Raw genomic sequence first — 20,758 nt, 5'->3', positions numbered from 1 at the left:
ATGGCCAGGAAAAAGTATCAGCACTATACCGAGGAGTTCCGACGCGAAGCGGTAAAGCGCGCGGGTCAACCTGGGAATACAGCAGCCTCGGTTGCGAAAGAACTGGGGATTCATCCGGGTCAGATCTATAACTGGAAGCGCCAGTTCAACCGATTGTCGGAGAAGCAATTCAACAGCCTGAATGGTGTCGACTACTCCAAGTCTGAAAGCGAAGAAGTTCGCCAGTTAAAGCGCGAGCGGGATGCGCTGAAGAAGGAGCTCGAGTTTCTAAAAAAGGCTGCTGCGTACTTTGCGAGCCAGCACGAGTAAAGTACGCTCTGATACAGGAGTATCGAGGACAGTTTTCGATACGTCTGATGTTTCGAGTGTTAAAGGTATCGGCATCAGGATATTACCGCTGGCTCAACCGGGATATCAGTTCTCGTGAGCTCAAGCGGCAGATCATGGAAGAGCAGGTCATGGATACCTTCGCCACTTACAAAGCCCGCTATGGTGCACCAAGAATCGCCAAGGAGCTCAACGCTCTAGGCATCCCGTGTTCGGTCAATTACGTGGCTGAGATCCTCAAACGTCACGGTACCAGGGCTCGTAACGGCAAGGCCTTCAAGTATTCGCCGAACACCGAAGCGATGACCGGCGTGGCCGATAACCTTCTCAAACGTCATTTCAACGCGGATGGTCCAAACCAAAAGTGGACCACTGATATCACCTATATCTGGGTCAAGGATCGCTGGTTGTATCTGGCCACGGTGATGGATCTGTATTCGCGCAGCATCGTCGGTTGGGCGCTTGATACCAGCATGACCGAACAGTTGATCACTGATGCGCTGCAAATGGCATTTAAACGTCGTGATATCGAGCCTGGTTTAATAATCCATTCGGATCGTGGCGTCCAGTATCGTTCGAACCGCTATCAGGCCTTGATGGAGCGTCACGGCTGCCAACCCAGCATGAGTCGAAAAGGGAACTGTTGGGACAATGCAGTGATGGAGTCGTTTTTCAGTCGGCTCAAAGTGGAGCTGATCTATGCTGAACAATATCGAACAGTGGACGAAGCTAAATCAGGGATATTCGAGTACATCGAAGTATTTTATAACCGCATACGTAGACACTCAGCTTTGGACTATGTCAGCCCAGCAGAGTATGAGCGCAAATGCGCATAATCTAGTGTCTACTTTTTGTGGGTAGGACCAAAACCAAAGTAACGAGAATAAAGTAGTATTCCCATGTATATAAATTTAACAGTAATTGGAAAGTTCATAGCCATCTTTTCAGTAGTTGTTGCGATCATCAGCTACTACTTGGGCAGAAGAAAAACAGAAACGCCTGTGTTGGCTGCCGTGCTTGGGGCAGTATTTTCTATAGTGCCTATTTTCGGTCTTATTTACCTTGCAGTTTTAATGTTTAAGCGAGATCTGGTCAAAGAAGGTGAGTCCCGAGCGTAATTAGTTTTATAATTATTATGAGGTCGCATACCTCATTAACAGACTGTTATAAATTATCAAAAAGGAGTTGGTACTAAAGTGCGATTAATTGGAAATGTAATCTGGTTTGTCTTTGGCGGTTTTTTTATGGGCATGGCTTGGTTCCTGATTGGACTGATAGCTTTCGTTAGTATTATCGGTATACCCTGGGGCAGAGCGTGCTTTAATATTGGCCTATTCTCATTTTTCCCTTTTGGAAAAGAGGCCGTATCACGAGAGGTTTCTACCGGAAAATCAGATATCGGGACAGGAAGTTTAGGACTTATCGGGAATATAATCTGGTTGCTATTTGCAGGTATTTGGTTAGCCCTAGGGCACCTTGTTTCAGCTCTATTTTTCTTTATTACTATAATCGGTATTCCGTTTGGTTTACAGCATATAAAACTTGTAAATATCGCTTTGATGCCAATAGGAAAATGCATAGTTGATATTAGATAATATTTATAACAATGCACTTTTCGCCATACAGCGTGTGGCTGGGACCTCCTCAGCTACGCTGATCCGCCCCTACATTAGGCGTTATCGCAAATTGAGATCGAGATGACTGGAACGTACGAATGGAATCCAATGCCTCACATCTTGGACATTAAATGTCCGTGGTGTGGCGAGCATGCTGTCTTCGAATTTGGTGAAGTCGTCAGGATTACCCTGAAGAAAGATATCCCATTCTTCGAGGAAAGTGATCTATTTCAATATTATCAGTTCAAAGATTCATGTGGTCACAAATGGCATGGAGCAGTTTTTTATGCAAATTTGCATGGCGGCTCTACTGAAGCCATCTACGAACTACCTGAAGGGTACAAGCCAGAAAACTGGAATCACTCTAAGTACCTAACCAGAAGCCAGGGTACGGATCTTGGCTCGGTATCATGTGGTCATTGCCATACCAGAAAGCCATACATTTTAAATTGGCCCTATGATGCCTTTTACTCTTTCAACGTCAAAAATGAAACGCTCTGGGCTTTTAATCGAGAATCAGCTGTCGATCTCAGAGATTATATTGAGTCAACTGATAGAAAAACCAGTAAATATCGGTGGGCAAGCTTCCTTTTACATATTCCAACAACTTTCAAAAAACAAAGTGTCCGCGATAGTGTTGTTAAAAAATTAAATAGATTACTGGCATTCTAAATACTAAAACAATGCGATTAAAAGTATCTGTTACGTAACGGCACGATCCACCCAATTCAAAGTGGGATTTATAAGTCAATGAGTATAGATGTTCACAAAATTATCGACGGTCGGACGCAAGATCATATATTGTCAATCAACAGTACCGAGTACGCCGAAATTCTTCCAGCTATCGAGCTGTACCGAGCAAAGACGGGCTTGTTCATCGATCAGTACAGCGACCTGAAATTGAGCTCCGGGGTAAAACCGCTGATTGAGTCTCTTGAAGCAAAGAGCACCGGTAGTCAGATTTACAAGTCTCTAATCTCTGTTCTCAAAAAGTCAGAACTTGAGGGCTACGGCATCATTTTTATAGGCGAATGAACCAGTCAGCAAGATACTCAAAGGAACTCTAGTTGCACGTTGCTCCGTTGCCGACCATTCCTGCGCCGTCAATTGAGTTAGCCACGCGGGAATTAGGTGAACAAATTGACAAGCATACGGATGCACATTCCAACGTCTTAAATAACCATGAAAAACCTCATCAGTATTCAGGCCTTTCTCATACTTGCCACGCTTTGCTATCTTCTGGTATCCAGCTCGATTTATGGCTTCCTCTTTACACTCACCTCAGTTGTCAGCCTGTTGTCCAACAGCCGCGAAGGGATCGACAGATCGGTTTTGCTGATAACACTTATCTACTGGGCGGGCATCTATTCGCTGATCAAGTTTACGATGCTGACTTACCGCCATTGCATTAACGAGACAATCAACGTCAGAAAGTACTCTCTATCACTCGTCATAGGCGCCCTACTCACCCTTGCGTTGCTATACAAGATAAGCGTTTCAGGCTTCGCTCCATTCGAACAGGTTCTGCTGTTTGGCCTCGCACTTTGGCCTATGCTCTGCGCTATCCAGATACTCGTTTATAACAGGAAACTGTCACCCTCTGCTGAAGCTACAGTAAGGTGATAGCCGAAAGTAATGGTATGTGCGCCTCGGGCTTTGTGCATGATCGAACGGAAAGGAGTTGGCCAGGAGTGATCAATCATAAAGAGTTCCAAAGACTGGTGACTCAACTCTATGCAACGGTCGGTGAGCTTGAGCAGATGTTCCCAGGCAGGCATTTCACTCCCGATGGTCATATGGTCGGAAGTATCGGTGAATGCCTGGTAGCCGACGCCTATGGCCTGAAGCTGATGACGGCCTCTAATAAGGGCTATGACGCGATCACACCTGAGGGTTTGAACGTTGAGATCAAGGCAACCCAGGCGAGATCGGTAGCGTTCAGGAGCGAGCCTGAACACACGATCTGTATCAAGATCCTCCCCGATGGTACCTTCGAGGAGATCTATAACGGGCCCGGTGCTTTGGTCTGGGAGCAGTTCAAAGGCAACCCACTACCAAGTAACGGTCAGTTTCAGATCTCTCTCAACAAACTCCGGCAACTCAATCACACAGTGGCGCAAACGGACCGGGTGCCTAAAGCCTTTTAACAAGCCACTGCTGAGGATGCTCCTCTAAGGTCACCGGTATGCTTGGCATTCGGTCGTCAGAAATTATGAGGGCATCGAGGTTCCGGTCATTCCGGTTCCAGAGTTAGTGCAATACAAAAGAATCTTGGGACGCGAAGTCGATCTAATAGATATCGAAGAGTTAGCCGGTGTTTCAGCTCCTTAATCCGGCATTAGATCTTTCTATCAAGGATGCATCATGACAAAGATAACCAAAGAACAGGCCAATGAAGAGCTGAAAAAAAGGTCTCAACAGGTCACCGAAGAAGATGTCGATACGGTTCTGAACAAGCAGAAAGAGATCGAGGACAAGTTCAAAACCGGCGGTCCGCTGGGCAGATATATCGAAGATCTGAAGCTGCTTTTTGCGATCGTGAAGGATTACGTTAATGGCAGCTACCGGGAGATTCCCTGGTACTCGATCGCGGCGATTGTAGCGGCGCTGCTTTATGTGTTGACGCCTATAGATCTTATCCCTGATGTAATACCGGTTATCGGCCTTGTTGACGATGCTTTTGTTGTCGCCGCCTGCTTATCGATGATCGAGAACGATCTTCACAAGTACAAAGAGTGGAAACTGAAACAGGTATAGCTGCGAACGCAGGTTAGCTGTTAGAGCAATGGGAAGAGTCTGCGTGATCGCCGCACCGTTTCTAGCCGATCCTCTCTCGCATTTTGGCTCGGAACTCTTCGCGGCTAAGCAACTTTGCGCTGCCGCTCTCTACCTTAGAGCGGCGCTTTGAAATTTCATCCTGCCACGCTGGCTCCGCTGAGTCGTCTCGAGGCCCATCCAGACTTGTAATGAGCTCACAAGCGAGCTCGGCCCGTTCCGACTCGGTTAGAGTCGATATCTGAGCGCGCAGTTGGTTTAACATTTCAGCAGTCATGCTACCTCCGGCCTCGGCAATAAGATTATGCTAGCTCGATTAACTATCGGCCACAAGGCAGACAGACATGCTGTTCGTAGCCAGTCTGGCACTCGAAATCCCGTACGGATCAAGCTGTCGTGACCTGCTTTTTAATCAGCACACCGGCAGCAATCAATCCACCATCGCCCTCAGCCGATCCGGAAAGTCGGTAAACATCCCATCCACACCCCAGCCGATCAGGCGCTGCATCTGTTCCGGCTCGTTGATGGTGTAGGAATGCACGATCAGACCGTTGTTGTGGGCCTGTTCGATAAAACGCTGATCGATCACTTCATTGCCGCGATAGATCACATTGGGGCCGACGCCGATGGCGTAGCTGGCGATCTTCTTGAAATCGGCATCGGTCATATCTTCCGGGGCCGGTGTGGTGTCGTTCCACTCTTTCAGGCCGCCCTCTTCCCGCGGTGAATACCAGAGCAGCTGTACCAGCGGTATATCGGCATTGAGCCCGCGAATCTCCTGCAGGCTGGCCTGGCTGAAGGACTGGATCACCACCGAACCTGACTCGATCAGCCCCGCCTCATCCAGGGTTTCCACCAGTTCACGCTGCAGCTCGGGGTAGCGCTGTGGCGACTTGGTTTCGATGTAGTAGCGCACTTCTTTGCCGTAGCGACCGATCACTTCATCCAGTGTCAGCAGCTTTGCACCTACATAAGTTTCATCGGCACGGTCGGGGTATTTCTCGTTAAACCAGGAACCGGCATCCAACGCTTTGAGCTGTTCAAGGTTATGCTCCTGCACCCTGCCCTCGCCATTGGTGGTGCGATCCAGACTGTCATCGTGGATCACGATGATCTCGCCATCGGCACTCATATGCAGATCCAGCTCCAGATAATCGGCCCCCATCTCTCGCGCTTTATCGTAGGCGGCCCAGGTGTGCTCCGGTGCATGGCCACTGGCGCCGCGATGGGCGATCAACTTGAAGGTTTTCAGATCATCCGGGTGGGTCTGAACGCCACTGTCGTCTGCATGGGCAGGCAGCTGCGCGGTGAAAGCCAGCAGCGATGCCGCTATGGCGAGGAGTGACGTCAACGGACGGCGGTTCAAATCTCTATGCTTCATGGCGATCCCTGTCCTTAATGCATTGAAAGTGTATGGCGTTAGAGTAGCCCGGTGCGGATAAGATCAAATGCATCCAGTATCCGCGCGACAAACTGATCTTTGGGGCGGAAGCTGCTTTGGGTGCTGCGGTTCACATCCCTTTCCAGGTGATCCAGCAGCTTATGCAGGCGCCGCTTATGCATACCAATACTTGCCTGAAGCGGGTCGAAGATCATGCCGGATAGCGCAGCAAACGCTGCCAGTGCAGACAGTACGGCAAGCATCACGGCGGCGGTTATGGTCCAGGAGGGCTCCGGCGGAAACCAGCCGTAGTACCAGTTTCCGGCGGCCTCCCCGAAGATAAAGTCCCGGGCTGCGAGAGTTTTCGCGACGATAGATGCCAGCACCACGCCCAGCCCGATACCGCCGGGGGTGAACTTCTGAAAGGCGAAGGCGCCGAGCACGGTGCAGGAGATGCTGTTGGTGATATCGGCGGATGCGGTGCGGGTGACCCGGTACTGGCTGAGCGCATCGGCCACCAGCGGCTCAATGGTGCGGATGAACTGGCGATGGTCGGTCGCTTCACAGGTGTGGCGGGCGTATAACGCCTCCAGAGCGTCAACCAGATAGCTCTCAAGCAGCTGCCCCTCTTTACCGTCGTTCAACAGCTCGATCAGGATCAGATCGGAGATATGCTGCTGAACCCGGGTGGTAAAACCCGCCGGCACCAGCGCGGCAGCACGATATAGCCAGCCCAGACCTTTGCGTTTTCTGGTCAGGGCTTTCAGCACAGATGCCAACGCGTACATCGGCGCCCAGAGCAGATTGACCGGCGCACGCAGCGTATCCCAGCCCAGCGCTACACGGTTGGTGGCAATGGCACCGGGGTACTGGAAATGGCGCCGGATAAACGCGGGAACCCGCGCACGGCAATCATTGAAGTAACGCTCAACACCCGAGTTGATCGCCTGTTCTATCTCGGCGCGGGAAAGCTGCTGCTCAGGCGATATCTCTATGGGCATGATGATCGGTGTATCTCACTGCAAGTAGCCGCATTAAACCGCAATTGCGCATACCTGGCCAGAGAGCTTACAGGAGCTGATCCGGCTGGCGTGCCCAATTTCAGTTTGTCGTCAAAACTGGGCAGTGCATCAACTTTCCGGCACTTGTGCCCCTGCACCACTATTCTTTATCGGCATGCCGGTAAAAGAGCGGCACAGCAGCTGCCCAGATAAACCACCGTCAGGAGACGCATTATGGCTTTAATCCGATGCATGGACTGCGATCACGAGATATCCGATCAAGCTGCCAGTTGCGTCCAGTGCGGCCGCCCGATCAAGGCAGGTGCTGACAGATCGAGTCCGCAGCCTTCGAGCTTTCATAGCACCGCATGGGCCGCCGTAACCCGTTCGAAAACACCGATCAATCTGTTTGCTCTGGCGATGATGGCCTGCGCGGCAGTACTGGGCGTGAGCGCCAACAGCATCAGTAACGCCTGCTCGCTGATCGCCTTCACCTATACGCTGCATACTTTTCTGGCCGTTGCCGGTATGTTCTTTGTGACGCTGCTGTTCTGCCGCGCCGGTGTCTATCACCCGGATGATCTGGCAAAAGCCAAGCGGGATGGGCTTCAGAATCTCGGCAGGGACAAACCGCTGATTGCGGCGGGCCTGATCGTGCTGATGTTTTCCGCCTATGCTCTTTATCAAAACTCCCAGGGCACACCCTCCTGCCAGGCGCCGGCAGCGGCCGAAGAGAAGATTGAGAACCAAGGCAGAGCAACCAGCAGCTAACATCGAAAGACGACTAAAACCAAACTACAGGGACCAACGGATTGGGCATGAACACCGAGGGACAACCGGGAACACTTTTCTTTTTCTGCGGCAAGATGGGCGCAGGCAAATCCACCCTGGCCAAAGCGGTCGCCACAGAAAACAGCGCGGTACTGATTTCAGAAGATGAGTGGCTGGCGGCGCATTACCCGGAGCAGATTCAAACCTTCGATGACTACCTGACCCTGTCGAGAAGCATCAAGCCGTTTATCCATGCCCATGTCCAAAACATCCTCGCCACCGGCACCAGCGTAGTGATGGACTTTCCCGCCAACACGGTGAACCAACGCGCCTGGTTTAAGGCATTATGCTGTGAAGTTGGTTGTGAGCATCAGATGCAGTTTCTGGATCTCACCGATGACCAGTGTCTGGCTCAGGTCGCGCAGCGGCGTCTTGAGCAGCCAGAGCGGGCTCACTTCGACACCGCTGAAGTATTCGCCCATGTCACCCGATTTTTCGAGCCGCCAACAGCAGAGGAAAATCTCAATATCCTGCGCATCGAGCGTGACTGAATGAAATGGGTCCTGCTCGTTTTATCACTGCTGACCACTCTTGCCGCTGCCGAAGAGCCGCAAAAAAAGCCGCTGCAGTTCCACCTCTGCCCCGCTTTCGTTGAACAGGTCAGCATGGGAGAACCGAACTCTTTCGGCTGGCCGGTCTTTGTAAAACTGACGCCTGCGGGCAGCCAGAGTTTTGAAACCCTGACGCAGCATCATATCGGCAAGAAGGTGGAGATACTGGCGGGCGGGCAGACCTTCTTCCGCGCGACCTTCTTACGCGTGACCATCTCTGCTGCGGTTTCCAGTGGCGTGCTGCAACAGGCGTTCAGCAGCCAGGAGATCGCTCACTCGTGGCTACTGATGCTGGAAAGATTACCGATGACTCCATGCGGGCCGACAAGCGCCGATCAGGCTATTCGGGATCAAGCTATTCGGGATCAAGCTGCTATGCCGAAACCGGCTCTATAGGTTCGCCGGAAAATGCGGCTCGAGTACTACTCCTGCTCGCTGATGAAGCTAAGAGGAGATGTCTCGATAACGGGAGCACCTTTCACCAAGAGCAGTTTAAACCGGTCACCCTCGCCCTGAACCGTATAATTGGTCTCCCAGGCGTCTGTCGTGGTGACTCGTCCCAGCATGCCCCGCTCAATAGCCGTGGTGCCCTCAAAAGGGCTGCTGGCCAGTTGTGCCGACAGTCCAGGGAAGGTGTCCGAGCGATCGAGAAGATAATAGTCATGGCCAGTACTTTTCAGGATCACGCGCCAGCCACCCTCCGTCGGAATAGCCCGGGCTTGGGCATTTCCCTCGTGAATATCGGTCGCTGTATCTGCCAATGGAAGCGAGACCTTAGTCGGGTTAGCCGGAGCGCGATACTGCAGAACGGCTTCCGCTTTGGCGATTTTTTCCAGGTCGGGTTTCTCCCATCCCGCCGCCAGAAAGCGGATGACAAAGTCGGCGCCGTGCAAACCTCCCGTTCCGATCTCCTCCAGTACCAGTGGGATGTCGAGAACCTCACCTTCAGCGTTGAAAAGTTCGAGTGTTTCTACCCCAATGATCTGCCCAAAATCTTCATTTGGCTGCATATCAAGATTCAGCTGAAGCTCCACTCGGCCAGCTTCCTTATCCACCGATAGCTGCCCTTCCGGGTTTGCAAACGGCGCGGCGACTGGCTCTAAAACAGGAAGCTGTTGCTGCTCGCTCGCCGTTTGCGGCAAGTTCATTTCCAGACCTTTAGTGTTGGCGATCAGCCGTGCAAGGCCTAGCCCACGTTTCAGGCTCAGTTCGACAGGAACAGACGCAGCACTGTCAACATGATGTACCGACAGCACGACCCGCACATTCGCACGTCGGCCATGAGCTTCCACCTTCTGGCTGCTGAGTAGGACCATCGATTCAACCCAACCGCCATCGCGGCTTAAGCGCATGCGTCCTTTAACGTCCATGATCTGCGTTCTGACCTCATCAGAGCCAACAGCAACAGCTAGTGCGGGGGCACCCGCTTCGCTGACCAGGTCAACCGTGATTCCGTCGTCATCCACCGCCTCTACCCTCAGGTTAAGCGGCGGCATTCCCTGGAACCCCTGCACATGAACCTCGGCGTCCTGTTGCATCGGAATGGCGCTGGTCACCGCAGGCACCATGATCTGCTGACGCATCTGCGCTTCCAGTTCCTCGCCCGTTTGCTCAAGCAGGCCGCGCCAGGTCTCCTCGTTGACCGCCTTGATCATCGTTTGTGAATCATCCATCGTCAGATTAAAACCGGCACTCATCAGCTCTTTGATCGAGGAGCGACCGAAGGGGCCTCTGCCCGCACTGGTCATAACGTCATAGCCATCGGAGACGCTCATAAAAAGGGGCTGTACGTGGATGTTCTGGGACCACAGAGAATCAACGCTATAACGCAACAGGCTTTGCAGACTGACAACATTCTCATGATGCGAAGGTGAAGCCCCCTCCGCGGTGATGAGCATATGGAGATCGACACGATAGTCTCGGGAGTCACCGGGTTTGGGGTTAAAGCTGAGCCCTTCGGGGGGACTTGAGCGCCAGGTCAGAAAAGTGGCCAGTAGTAAGCCAGACAGCAGGATCACACCGACATAGCGGCGTGAAGACGACTTCGGTTTCATTAACTTACATCCTTGTACATCAAATAGCAGTGAATCGACGGACCGGACAGCGACAGTCGCAGCAGCAGTTGTATGGCGTCTACCACTGCATCTGCGTTGCTTACCCGGATCGCATCCAGGCATTCGACAACCGTCTGCAACATCCCTTGTTCTCAGGCGATGTCATTAGAATCAAGCGCCGGAGTCTAATTAGCCCGTTGTGGAATAACAACCGGCTGCTGGAAATCAGCAGTCTGACTTTCCACTCCCCGCGACCCGTCATAAAAAGATCTTAATCAATACGTTACATGACGCTTTTCTTCATACACCCATCACTTAAATGGTCTAAGCTGATCTGGTGTGCTCATTTCAAAGAAAGGAATCTTGCGCTGGAGAGAACACCAAGCCGACTCTCAAGTGCTAGGCAGTAGTTCCTAATTGTTCGCAAATGGAAAAGGAATGATTCGATGGGTATCAACTTCACCCTGCGATTTACCCGCGCCCGTTTGGCCGTGTTGATCGCCGCCGCGCCTTTAAGCCTGTTCGCCACCGCCCAGGCCGCGGAAACGGCCATGGCCGCCCGAGATGGCCAGGCTGTGTTGCCCTACGCCGAGCAGAAGTTCTCCGGCAACCTGGGCACCACCTACAAGGACGCAGACGCGCCCCAGTTCCCCAAGCCGATCACCGCCCCCGAAGGTGCCCCGAACGTGCTGCTGGTGCTGCTGGATGATGTCGGCTTTGGCCAGTTTGCGGTGACCGGCGGCGAGGTACCCTCGCCCTCGCTGGACCAGCTGGCAGAAGAAGGCGTCACCTTCACCAACTTCCATACCACGGCGCTCTGCTCGCCCACCCGTGCGGCACTGCTGACCGGACGCAACCATAACGTGTCAGGCACCGGCGTTATCACCGAGCTGGCTACCGGTTACGACGGCTACACCGGCATTATTCCCAAGGACACCGCCACCGTTGCCGAGGTGCTGCGCCAGAACGGTTACGTGACCTCCTGGATCGGCAAGAACCACAACACCCCGATCTACGAAACCAGCAAGGCCGGCCCGTTCGATCACTGGCCCAACGGCCTGGGGTTCGATTACTTCTACGGTTTCATGGCCGGTGATACAAACCAGATCCGCCCCTACCTGTTTGAGAACCAGACTCCCATAGGCACACCGGAAGAGGATGACTACTTCCTCAGTGTCGATCTGGCCGACCACACCATCAACTGGCTGAAAGAACTGGAAGCGATCCAGCCGGACAAACCCTGGTTCGCTTACCTTGCGCCCGCCGCAACCCACGCCCCGCACCAGGCGCCGAAAGAGCTGATCGACAAGTTCAAGGGCAAGTTCGATATGGGCTGGGATGCCTACCGTGAGCAGGTCATCGCGCAGCAGAGAGAGATGGGTATCATCCCTAAAGACACCGATCTGACGCCACGCCCGGAAAGTCTGCCAGCCTGGGACAGCCTGAGCGCGGATCAGAAGAAGCTCTACGCCCGCATGATGGAGGTGTTCGCCGCCTATGGCGAACATGTGGACCAGGAAGTGGGCCGTGTGCTCGATTACGTTAAAACCCTGCCCGATGCCGACAACACGATGATTATCTATATCGTCGGCGATAACGGCGCTTCAGCCGAGGGCGGCCTGGATGGCACGCTGAACGAGAACGCCTTCTTTAACGCTTACCTGATGACGCCGGAAGATATGCTGCCGCGTATCGACGAGATCGGTACCGAACTGCACTTCAACCACTTCCCGGCTGCCTGGGCCTGGGCCATGGGCACTCCGTTCCAGTGGACAAAACAGGTAGCTAGCCACCTGGGCGGCGTCCGCAACCCGATGGTGGTCAAATGGCCGGAACGCTATAACAAGGGCGGCGAGATCCGTCGGCAGTTCCTGCACGTGATCGATATCGCGCCGACCATTCTCGCAGCAGCGGGCGTTGCCCAGCCACGTAGCGTCAACGGTACGGTTCAGACACCGATCCAGGGCAAGGACTTCCTCTCCACGCTGGTGGATGCCGACGCCCCGGAAATTCGTACTACCCAGTACTTCGAAATGGTTGCCAACCGCGGTATGTATCAGGACGGCTGGTGGGCCGCGTCCCTCTCCTTCGAGCCCTGGGACCCGGTGCGCGGTGACTTCGATCCGTTCACGGCCGACTGGGAACTGTACAACCTGAAAGAAGACTTCTCTCAGGCTCATGACGTGGCTGCCGAAAACCCCGCCAAACTGGAACAGATGAAGGCGCTCTGGTGGGCCCAGGCCTCCGCCAACAAGGCGCTGCCGCTGGACTGGCGCGGCGCCGAACGCTTCAGCGCCGAGTTTACCGGCAAGCCCAACCTGGCAAGCGGACGTGACGAGTTTGTCTACCAGGGCCCGCTGACCGGCCTGCCGGAATCCTCAGCGCCGGATCTGAAGAACAAATCATTCAGCGTCAGCGCCAAGGTCAACGTGGCAGAGAAAGCCAACGGTATGATCTTCACCCAGGGCGGCAACACTGGCGGCTGGGCGTTCTACCTGAAAGACGGTGTCCTGAAGGTGGCGCACAACTACATCGATGTTGAGGTTTATACCGTCGCGAGTGAAGCCGAGGTACCCGCCGGCGAGCATGAGCTGAAGATGGAGTTCAGTTACGAAGGTGGCGATGAGATGGGTAAAGCCGGCTCGGTCAAACTGATGATCGATGGCCGCAACGCCGGTAGCGGCACCATTGAACGCACCACACCGTTCAAATACTCACTGTCGGAAAACCAGGATATCGGCGCCGATACCGGTACCCCGGTGAGCTACGACTACACCCCGCCGTTCACCTTCCAGGGCTCGCTGGAGCAGGTGGTGGTAAATCTGAAGAAATAAGCTCGAAACAGAGAAGGCCTGCCGGACACGGCAGGCCTTTTTTTATTACCCGTCTCGCTCCGCGAACTCCGCTCAATACACATTCCCCTATGGTCTTCTATGGTTATTGATATGGCAGCCACAGATGGGGTGATGAACCGGGCATCGCTTTGCAACTTCGCCCTGACTCACCTCCCATTCTTCGCTGCGCAATAGATCAAGGAGGTTAAAGTGAAATACTTTAAAAACCTCGACCAGATCGTTCGGTCACTCGATACCGATGAATCGACCAGGAGCGATCCGATCAAGCGAACCTTTGTGTTCGATGGCAAGCATTTGACCGCCAACGTGGGCATCGTGCGCGACAGCGGCAATGCACTTCACACCCAGAATCAGCATGACGAAGTACTGGTCATTATCGACGGCGACGTGGATTTCAAAGTGGGCGATGAAGTAACAGAAGTTCATCGCGGAGATCTGGTCTTTATCCCCCAGGGTACGCTGCACGGCCCGATACTGAGAGAGGGACAAAGCTTCGCCGCGCTTTCGGTATTTGCTCCGTACTTTGACCGATCCAGGAACAATCTCGTATGGGACAGGGATTCGGTGTCATCAGATTAGCACTCACCCCGCCCTGACGGTTGCTGTTTCAGGCGGCGCCCGCATCGAACGAGCCGGCTCTCGCCAGGATTCGCTCAGCCAGCTCCACAAAGCCAAAGCCACCGTTCGCGCTGGTGATAAACCTGGGTTTGTGGCTCAGGCTTTCCAGAAACGGTTGGATGTTGGCTACCCCCACAGTGTTGCTGAACTGTTCGAACATCGCCACGTCGTTACCTGAATCACCGATAAACGCCACCTCCTGATCGGCTATCACTCGTCGCTGTTGAATAGACTCCTGCTCCAGCCAGGCCATCGCGCTACTGGCCTTGTCGTAATCGCCGAGCCAGGCGTTGATATGGATGGAGCTCAGCCGCGCCTGAACACCGGACAGATGCAGCAGGTCCAATAACAGATGACGCTGCTGTGATGTCAGGTTCTGCTCCTGCCCCACATCGAAGGCGATATCGGTTTCGCGGTAGGTCTGATCAACGGTCATACGTGCAAAACCGAGCTCAGCGAGCAGTTCCTTCTGCACCTCCAGCAGGCGCGCCCTGTTGGCTGTACGCTCCTCCAGCGACTGCATATAGCGGCGCTGCACATGGCCGTTGCTGTCCTTTTGCATCCAGAAGGCGCCGTTCTCACCGATGACCGCCGCCACGGGCCAGGTTCTGACAATACAGTCGCACCAGCCGGCGCAGGCGCCGGTAACAGGAATCACCTGAACGCCCGCCTTGTGCAGTTGTTCCAGAGCAGTAAACGTGGCGCCAGGCAAACGCCCTTCCCAGGTCAGGGTGTCGTCCACATCGGTAAACAGGTAGCGCACGGAATGCTCCAGCTGCGCCGGCAAGGGGCTTGGCAGGGTTGAACGGTTTACGGGCATATCAGGGTTCCAGAGTCAGTAGCAAAGGCTGGTGATCGGAAAGATCGGTGGCGGTATCAACATGAAGATCGAGTGCATCGATCTGCTGCAGCCAGAAGTAATCGCGGCAGTGCGGACCTTCGGGCCATTGCGCGCTGTCGAAAATGCCACAGGTGGGCGCATGGTCAGACTCAGGGCTCAAGCTGCGCCAGGCATCGCGCCAGCCCTGTTCGCTGATCCAGCCGTAATGATCGGAGCGGGAATCCAGGTTGAGATCGCCGCAGATCAGCGTGCGTGCGGTGGTAAAGGGAGCTGCAAAAATACCGGCGCCCCTGCCGCTCTGCCGGAGCGCTTCAGCGCTAGCTGCAAGCTGAATTCGATTGAGATAATCAAGCTGCCCCATGCGCTCGGCGCCATCGTGAAACGCCAGGTGCGTATTCAGAATACGCAAAGGCGCGCCGCCGCATTCAAGCAGTGTTTCCACGGCGCAGCGCGGCGTGCGCAGCTCATCGCCTACAGAGTCTGGGGCAATGCCCGGCAGCACGTGCACCCGCGAATCGAGCAGCGGCAGACGGGTCAGCGTCAGGTTGCCGAACTCGCGACGGCAATCCGGGCTCTCTCCCGGCCAGCTTAGCGCAGCACCCCAGACCGGGGTGTGATCGGGAAAGGCCTCGATCAGCGCCTGCAACTGATCCCGCTGGCCCGCTGCCGTGTACTCGGGGAAATAGCGCGCGACCTCCTGCAGACAGATAACATCCAGCTCAGCCTGTTTTTTCAGGCAATCCTGTTTTAAAAAATCCTTTTTTAGAAAATTAATAGTGCGCTGGATATCGATCAGACCATCGCAGCCGCGACCGCTCTGGATATTCCAGCTGAGTATCCGTATGGGCTGAGTCATCATTTTAGCCCCGCATACATGAACGACTGCACAAAGCGGCGCTGGAACAGCAGGAAGATCGCCAACAGCGGGCCGATGGCGATCAACGTGCCGGCACAGATCACCGGCCAGTCCACTCCGGATTCCGGCGCACCGAAGATCGCCATACCCACGGTCAGGGGTCGGCTGCTCTCTGTGTTGGTCACCACCAGCGGCCAGAGGAAGTTGTTCCAGTGGTGGCTGATCGACACCAGGCCGTAGGCAAGATAAGTCGGCTTGGCCAGCGGCACGTAGACCTTCCAGAGCACGCCCAGGCGGGAGCAGCCCTCAAGACGGGCGACGTCTTCCAGCTCCTGGGGCACGGTTTTGAAGGTCTGGCGCAGCAGAAAGATACCGAAGGCGCTGGCCATGTACGGCAGGCCCACACCGATATGGGTATCGATCAGGTCGATCATCGACAGGGTGCGGTAGTTCTCAACGATCAGGATCTCCGGCATCACCATCAGTTGCAGCAGTACCAAGGCGAACACCAGCCCGCGACCGCGAAACGGCATCCGCGCCAGCGCATAGCCGGCCAGGGTGCAGAGGATCAGCTGAAAGGTGAGGATCAGCCCGGTGATGATCACCGTGTTGAGCATGTAACGCATAAACGGCGCCTGGTTCCAGGCGGTAACAAAGTGCTCCCCGGTCAGCGGTGCAAACAAGTCGAACCGGGTAGCGTATTCCGCCGGATGGGTCGAGGCCCAGAAGGCGTAGAGCAGCGGCAGAATCCAGAGCAGCCCGAGCAGCCAGGCAGCGGAAGTCGATAAAGCATGAGTAAAGCGAGCCATGATCTGTTCGCCCTTAACGATAGTGGATACGGCGTTCGAGCACGCCGAACTGCAGCAGCGCCAGCAGGATCAGCATCGCCAGCAGCACCACGGTCAGCGTGGCGGCGTAGTTGGCGTCGAAGAAGCTGAACGCATTTTCGTAGATGTAATAGAGCAGCAGGTTGCTGGCGTTATTGGGGCCGCCTTTGGTCAAGATGAACAGGTGGTCCACCAGCTTGAACGCGTTGAGCACCGCGTTGACCAGCACAAACAACGTGGTCGGCATCAGCAGCGGCAGCGTCAGGCGGCGAAAGCGATACCAGCGGCTGGCGCCTTCCAGCGCGGCGGCATCGTAGATATCACGATCCAGCGCCTGCAGGGCCGCCAGATAGAAGATCATAAAGAAGCCCGCCTCTTTCCAGATGGTCATCAGCATCAGGCTTGGCAAAGCCCAGTCGGTATCGCCCAGCCAGTTGATCCCGGCGACGCCAAACCACCCCAGCACCTTGTTAAACAGGCCGATCTCGGGGCTGTAAAAAAACAGCCAGATATTCGCCACGGCGATCATCGGCAGCATGGTCGGCGTAAAGTACGCCAGGCGCAGCGCACTGCGTCCACGGATCTTGCCGTTCACCCAGAGCGCCATCGCCAGCGCCAGCACCATGGAGGCCGGCACGGTCACTAGCGCATACCAGAGGTTATTGTTCAGCGCCTGCCAGAAAACATCGTCATCCAGCATCATGCGGTAGTTATCGAGCCCGGCGAACTCCTCCGGTTCGCTCCCCCGTGCCGGGTAAAACAGCGAATGCCAGATGGTGGTCAACGCAGGGATATGGGTGAATGCCATCAGCATGGCCAGCGCAGGAAGCAGCATCAGCCAGGCGTGCAGCCATGACAGTCGTTTCATCTCTATTGCCTTGAAATGGATCGGCCAGGCCCCTAATACCGGAGCCGTAATGCAAAGCCGTGGCACCTGCTCTTCATACGTGCGAGGTGCCACGGCCCGGTTTCAGATCAGTAGCGGGACAGGATGCGTTTCGCCTGGTTCTGGGCAGAATCCAGCGCTTCCTGCGGCTCGGCCTGACCGTTCAGTACTGACTGGATCGCATCATCCAGCAGTTTGCGGACACGGCCGGACTGGTGAGTCGACAGCTCTGCAGTGGCGTACTCCAGCTGGTCGCGGGCCACCGCTGCCGGCGGGAACTCGGCCACGTACTGCTTGAGAATGTCGGTTTCATAGGCCGCAGGGCTCACGCCCATGTAACCGGTGTCCTTGCTCCACAGAGCCGCCTGCTCCGGTGAGGTCATAAAGCGCACCAGTTTCAGCGCCGCGCGACGCTCATCCGGGGTGGCATCCTTGAACAGGTAGAAGTTGCCGCCACCGGTGGGTGAACCGAAGTTTTTGTGGGCCGGCAGGAAAGCGACACCGAAGTCGAAATCGGCGGCGTTCTTAACGGCGGTCAGGTTGCCGGTGGAGTGCCACATCATGGCGGTTTTGCCTTCCAGGAAGTTCTGACGCAGGGTGCCCCACTCGATGGTGCCTTCCGGCATCACGTTGTATTTGCTGCCCAGGTCTTTCCAGTACTGCAGCGCTTCGACCATTTCCGGCTTGTTGAAGTAGGTCTCGTTACCGGCGCTGTTCATCAGGTCGGCGCCGTTCTGCTTGGCCAGCGCGCCGAACATCCAGTACGGATAACCGGTGGACGGAATCATGGCGCCCCAGCGCTCCACATTGCCGTCGGCGTCTTTCTTCACCAGTTTCTGGCCCATCTCGGCCAGTTCGTCCCAGTTCTGCGGCGGGTGTTCCGGGTCCAGCCCAGCTTCGCGGAACATATCCTTGTTGTAGTACATGACGATGGTGGAGCGCTGGAACGGGATACCCCAGGTGGTGCCATCAACCTTGCCGTTCTCCATCAGCGCCGGGTAGAAGCTGTCCAGCCACTGGCGCTCCTCATCGGTCTCCACCACATCGTCGAAGGAAACGATGGCATCCAGGTCTTTCAGCTCATGCACGTCGATGGAGAACATCACCGACAGCTGCGCCGGTTCACCGCTCTTCAGCGCCGCCAGCGCTTTCATGCGGGCATCGTTGTAGTTGCCGGCGTAGATGGCGTTGACGTCGATATCCGGGTTCTGCTGTTCAAACTGCTCGATCATGCCATCCACCACCTGGGTCAGTGGGCCGCCCACAGATACCGGGTAGTACATGGTCAGTTCGGTCTGGGCCTGGGCCGCAGTAGCCGCCAGTGAAGTAACAGCGATAGCCAGCAGTCGTTTGCCTTTATGCAGCTTGCCTTTATCCAACATGGGAAGACTCCGTTTTGGAGGGGTTATTTAAAGAAGAGCTTGATGGTTTGGTTGAGGGTGACGCTAAAGAGGAATCGAGACGCTGCCCGCTCGCCTTGTCGAAGCGGTGCTCGTGTTCAGACGGCCAGCCAAGCTTCAGCTCCATACCAACAGGTAAAACCTGATGACCGGGCTTGCGCAGCTTGACGACCTGGTTGCCGAACACCGGCAGCTGCACATCGATAATGGTATCGGCGCCGTGGTAATCACAGCCGGTCACCTGGGCACCGAGGCCCTGCTCAGCGGTATAGATATGTTCCGGGCGCACGCCGAGCAGACTACCGCCCTGCTCGATCAGGTTCATCGGCGGGTTACCGATAAAGCGCGCCACAAAAGTATTTTCGGGCCGGTTATACAGCGCTTCGGGTGTGCCTTCCTGGGCCAGTTCGCCCTTGTTGAGGAGCAGGATACGATCCGCCATGCTCATCGCCTCGACCTGGTCGTGGGTCACGTAGAGCACGGTCATACCCAGGCGCTGCTGCAATGCGCGCAGCTCGGCACGCATCTCGTTGCGCAGTTTGGCATCGAGATTCGAGAGCGGCTCATCCATCAGGCAGAGCGGCGCTTGCGCTACGATCGCCCGCGCCAGCGCCACGCGCTGACACTGACCGCCGGATAACTGCCCCGGCTTTTTGTTCAGGTGCGCACCCAGATCCACCAGCTCTGCCACCTGCTTCAGGCGGCGCTGGCACTCATCGGCCGCCACGCGGCGTGCCTTGAGACCAAACAGAATGTTCTCGGCCACGCTCAGGTGTGGGAACAACGCATAGGACTGAAACACCATCGCCAGCCCGCGTTTGCCCGGCGCCAGATGCGTAATGTCCCTGTCGTTAAGACTGATAACCCCGGAGGTTGGCTCTTCGAGCCCGGCGATCATTTTCAGCGTAGTGGATTTGCCGCAACCGGACGGCCCCAGCAGCGCTACGAACTCGCCCGGTTCGATGGAAAAGTTAAGCTCACTGACTACCCGGGATTCGCCCCAGGCCTTGCAAAGCCCCTGAACCTGCAACTGGCTCATGCGCTCTCTCCTGTTTCATTGCCGGAGGTACAGATCACCTCCGTGTGCTTGTCACGCAGCAGCGCCTCCACGGGTTCCGGCAAGTGATCGGTCACGAACAGATCCACCTCATCGAGAAGGCCGGTACGGATGGGGGCACTGCGCAGATATTTGCTGCTGTCAGCCACCAGCACGCGCTGATCGCTGCAATCGAGAATCGCCCGCGACAGGTGGGACTCTTCCAATGAGAAATCCATCAGTTCGCCGCTTTCCGACAGGCCACCGATGCCGAAAATGCCGAAGTTGACCTGGAAACGGCGCAGAAAACGGGTGGTGTCCTCCCCCATCACGTCCTGATCCGCGGGGCGGATACGGCCACCGGCGATCAGGGTTTCGATATTGGGGTTGCGGCACAGGGTTAGCGCCACATTGAGGTTATTGGTCACCACCTGCAGACCGGGATGACCCAGCAGCGCCTGCGCCACCTGCTGCGGCGTGGTGCCGATGCCAAGAAACACCGACGCCCCTTCCGGCAGGCGATCGGCCACCGCCTGGGCGATGGAGCGCTTGGCATCCAGGTTGATCACCTGACGATTGCTGAACGAGAGGTTGCGGTTCTGCCGTGGCAGCGTGATACCGCCGTGAACCCGCTGCACCAGTCCCTGGTTACTCAGCTCGTTAAGGTCCTTGCGGATCGTCTGCACCGATACATCGAAAGCATCGGTCAGCTCGGTGCTGGTCAGGTTGCCGCCCGCCTGGTTAAGAAACGCCAGGATGCGGTTTTGTCGATCAGATAAGCTCATTGAGTTTCGTTCGAACCTTATTACTACTGCTCAGCAGTGCGATTTAGCTTCGAACGAAATTATCGGGACGCTTGATGACAGTGCGGCAACGCACAGATGACAGAAAAGCTAAGTTTAT

Annotated in this window: 24 protein-coding genes and 2 pseudogenes; 14 read left to right on the top strand and 12 right to left on the bottom strand. The window is 55.4% G+C overall.

Annotated features, from left to right (window positions below):
- From C4S72_RS01030 to C4S72_RS25980, 9 genes and pseudogenes are all read left to right on the top strand, one after another.
- Positions 1-309: a transposase gene (locus tag C4S72_RS01030; protein WP_200826635.1), complete on the top strand. Its 309-nt coding sequence runs from the start codon at positions 1-3 to the stop codon at positions 307-309.
- 5 nt (positions 310-314) lie between these two features.
- A pseudogene (locus tag C4S72_RS01025) lies at positions 315-1,163 on the top strand (IS3 family transposase); the annotation flags it as partial.
- A gap of 63 nt (positions 1,164-1,226) precedes the next feature.
- Positions 1,227-1,445, top strand: coding sequence for a hypothetical protein (locus C4S72_RS01020; protein ID WP_104001230.1), 219 nt, complete (start codon positions 1,227-1,229; stop codon positions 1,443-1,445).
- Positions 1,446-1,523: 78 nt separating this feature from the next.
- A complete protein-coding gene (locus C4S72_RS01015) occupies positions 1,524-1,922 on the top strand; it encodes a YccF domain-containing protein (protein WP_104001229.1) in 399 nt (132 codons plus the stop codon).
- Between the two features lie 102 nt (positions 1,923-2,024).
- Positions 2,025-2,615 (top strand): hypothetical protein, encoded by a 591-nt coding sequence (locus tag C4S72_RS01010; RefSeq protein ID WP_104001228.1) that lies wholly within the window; start codon positions 2,025-2,027, stop codon positions 2,613-2,615.
- Between the two features lie 78 nt (positions 2,616-2,693).
- A complete protein-coding gene (locus C4S72_RS01005; protein WP_104001227.1) occupies positions 2,694-2,978 on the top strand; it encodes a hypothetical protein in 285 nt (94 codons plus the stop codon).
- 147 nt (positions 2,979-3,125) lie between these two features.
- Positions 3,126-3,566: a hypothetical protein gene (locus C4S72_RS01000; RefSeq protein WP_104001226.1), complete on the top strand. Its 441-nt coding sequence runs from the start codon at positions 3,126-3,128 to the stop codon at positions 3,564-3,566.
- 68 nt (positions 3,567-3,634) lie between these two features.
- Positions 3,635-4,090, top strand: a complete 456-nt coding sequence (locus C4S72_RS00995; RefSeq protein ID WP_104001225.1) for a DUF6998 domain-containing protein — start codon at positions 3,635-3,637, stop codon at positions 4,088-4,090.
- 427 nt (positions 4,091-4,517) lie between these two features.
- Positions 4,518-4,631: pseudogene (locus C4S72_RS25980) on the top strand (YkvA family protein); the annotation flags it as partial.
- 130 nt (positions 4,632-4,761) lie between these two features.
- Here the strand turns inward: C4S72_RS25980 and C4S72_RS00980 are convergent.
- The 3 genes from C4S72_RS00980 to C4S72_RS00970 all read right to left on the bottom strand — a co-directional run bounded on the left by C4S72_RS00980 (position 4,762) and on the right by C4S72_RS00970 (position 7,100).
- Positions 4,762-4,983 (bottom strand): addiction module protein, encoded by a 222-nt coding sequence (locus C4S72_RS00980; protein ID WP_235009096.1) that lies wholly within the window; start codon positions 4,981-4,983, stop codon positions 4,762-4,764.
- 165 nt (positions 4,984-5,148) lie between these two features.
- A complete protein-coding gene (locus C4S72_RS00975; protein ID WP_104001222.1) occupies positions 5,149-6,099 on the bottom strand; it encodes a glycerophosphodiester phosphodiesterase in 951 nt (316 codons plus the stop codon).
- Positions 6,100-6,137: 38 nt separating this feature from the next.
- The gene (locus C4S72_RS00970) at positions 6,138-7,100 is read right to left on the bottom strand and encodes a DUF6635 family protein (protein WP_104001221.1); all 963 of its coding nucleotides are present in this window, start codon (positions 7,098-7,100) and stop codon (positions 6,138-6,140) included.
- 234 nt (positions 7,101-7,334) lie between these two features.
- Here C4S72_RS00970 and C4S72_RS00965 point away from each other — a divergent pair, with 234 nt between their 5' ends.
- The 3 genes from C4S72_RS00965 to C4S72_RS00955 are packed head-to-tail and all read left to right on the top strand — an operon-like array spanning position 7,335 to position 8,878.
- Complete coding sequence (locus tag C4S72_RS00965; RefSeq protein WP_146071845.1) at positions 7,335-7,871, top strand: hypothetical protein; 537 nt, start codon at positions 7,335-7,337, stop codon at positions 7,869-7,871.
- 47 nt (positions 7,872-7,918) lie between these two features.
- Entirely contained in the window at positions 7,919-8,422 is a 504-nt protein-coding gene (locus C4S72_RS00960; RefSeq protein ID WP_104001219.1) for an AAA family ATPase, read from the top strand.
- On the top strand, positions 8,423-8,878 hold the full coding sequence (locus C4S72_RS00955; RefSeq protein WP_104001218.1) for a hypothetical protein: 456 nt from the start codon (positions 8,423-8,425) through the stop codon (positions 8,876-8,878).
- Between the two features lie 26 nt (positions 8,879-8,904).
- On the opposite strand, the gene C4S72_RS00950 is transcribed toward C4S72_RS00955, so the two are convergent.
- Positions 8,905-10,536, bottom strand: a complete 1,632-nt coding sequence (locus tag C4S72_RS00950) for a hypothetical protein (protein ID WP_104001217.1) — start codon at positions 10,534-10,536, stop codon at positions 8,905-8,907.
- Complete coding sequence (locus tag C4S72_RS25710) at positions 10,536-10,679, bottom strand: hypothetical protein (protein ID WP_160115425.1); 144 nt, start codon at positions 10,677-10,679, stop codon at positions 10,536-10,538. Before C4S72_RS25710 ends, C4S72_RS00950 begins: the two co-directional genes overlap by 1 nt.
- Before the next feature lie 303 nt (positions 10,680-10,982).
- On the opposite strand from C4S72_RS25710, the gene C4S72_RS00945 reads away from it, so the two are divergent.
- Together C4S72_RS00945 and C4S72_RS00940 are read left to right on the top strand one after the other, a co-directional pair.
- On the top strand, positions 10,983-13,370 hold the full coding sequence (locus C4S72_RS00945) for an arylsulfatase (protein WP_200826634.1): 2,388 nt from the start codon (positions 10,983-10,985) through the stop codon (positions 13,368-13,370).
- Positions 13,371-13,580: 210 nt separating this feature from the next.
- The gene (locus tag C4S72_RS00940) at positions 13,581-13,970 is read left to right on the top strand and encodes a cupin domain-containing protein (RefSeq protein ID WP_104001216.1); all 390 of its coding nucleotides are present in this window, start codon (positions 13,581-13,583) and stop codon (positions 13,968-13,970) included.
- 28 nt (positions 13,971-13,998) lie between these two features.
- On the opposite strand, the gene C4S72_RS00935 is transcribed toward C4S72_RS00940, so the two are convergent.
- From C4S72_RS00935 to C4S72_RS00905, 7 genes are all read right to left on the bottom strand, one after another.
- Positions 13,999-14,829 carry an HAD-IIB family hydrolase gene (locus C4S72_RS00935; RefSeq protein ID WP_104001215.1) on the bottom strand — a complete coding sequence of 277 codons (831 nt, stop codon included), beginning with the start codon at positions 14,827-14,829 and terminating at the stop codon, positions 13,999-14,001.
- Position 14,830: 1 nt separating this feature from the next.
- Positions 14,831-15,709 (bottom strand): endonuclease/exonuclease/phosphatase family protein, encoded by an 879-nt coding sequence (locus tag C4S72_RS00930; RefSeq protein WP_104001214.1) that lies wholly within the window; start codon positions 15,707-15,709, stop codon positions 14,831-14,833.
- Positions 15,706-16,515, bottom strand: coding sequence for a carbohydrate ABC transporter permease (locus C4S72_RS00925; protein ID WP_104001213.1), 810 nt, complete (start codon positions 16,513-16,515; stop codon positions 15,706-15,708). Before C4S72_RS00925 ends, C4S72_RS00930 begins: the two co-directional genes overlap by 4 nt.
- A gap of 13 nt (positions 16,516-16,528) precedes the next feature.
- Entirely contained in the window at positions 16,529-17,401 is an 873-nt protein-coding gene (locus tag C4S72_RS00920) for a carbohydrate ABC transporter permease (protein ID WP_104001212.1), read from the bottom strand.
- Positions 17,402-17,508: 107 nt separating this feature from the next.
- Complete coding sequence (locus tag C4S72_RS00915; RefSeq protein WP_104001211.1) at positions 17,509-18,801, bottom strand: ABC transporter substrate-binding protein; 1,293 nt, start codon at positions 18,799-18,801, stop codon at positions 17,509-17,511.
- Positions 18,791-19,858, bottom strand: coding sequence for an ABC transporter ATP-binding protein (locus C4S72_RS00910; protein WP_104001210.1), 1,068 nt, complete (start codon positions 19,856-19,858; stop codon positions 18,791-18,793). The genes C4S72_RS00915 and C4S72_RS00910 overlap by 11 nt, the downstream gene beginning before the upstream one ends.
- Entirely contained in the window at positions 19,855-20,640 is a 786-nt protein-coding gene (locus C4S72_RS00905) for a DeoR/GlpR family DNA-binding transcription regulator (protein ID WP_104001209.1), read from the bottom strand. The genes C4S72_RS00910 and C4S72_RS00905 overlap by 4 nt, the downstream gene beginning before the upstream one ends.
- Positions 20,641-20,758 lie beyond the last annotated feature (118 nt).

Origin of the sequence: Marinobacterium lutimaris (genome assembly GCF_900108065.1) — a bacterium.
Taxonomy (GTDB): Bacteria; Pseudomonadota; Gammaproteobacteria; order Pseudomonadales; family Balneatricaceae; genus Marinobacterium_D; species Marinobacterium_D lutimaris.
The sequence above is the reverse complement of the archived record's forward strand: the minus strand, read 5'-3'. Positions and strand labels throughout refer to the sequence as shown.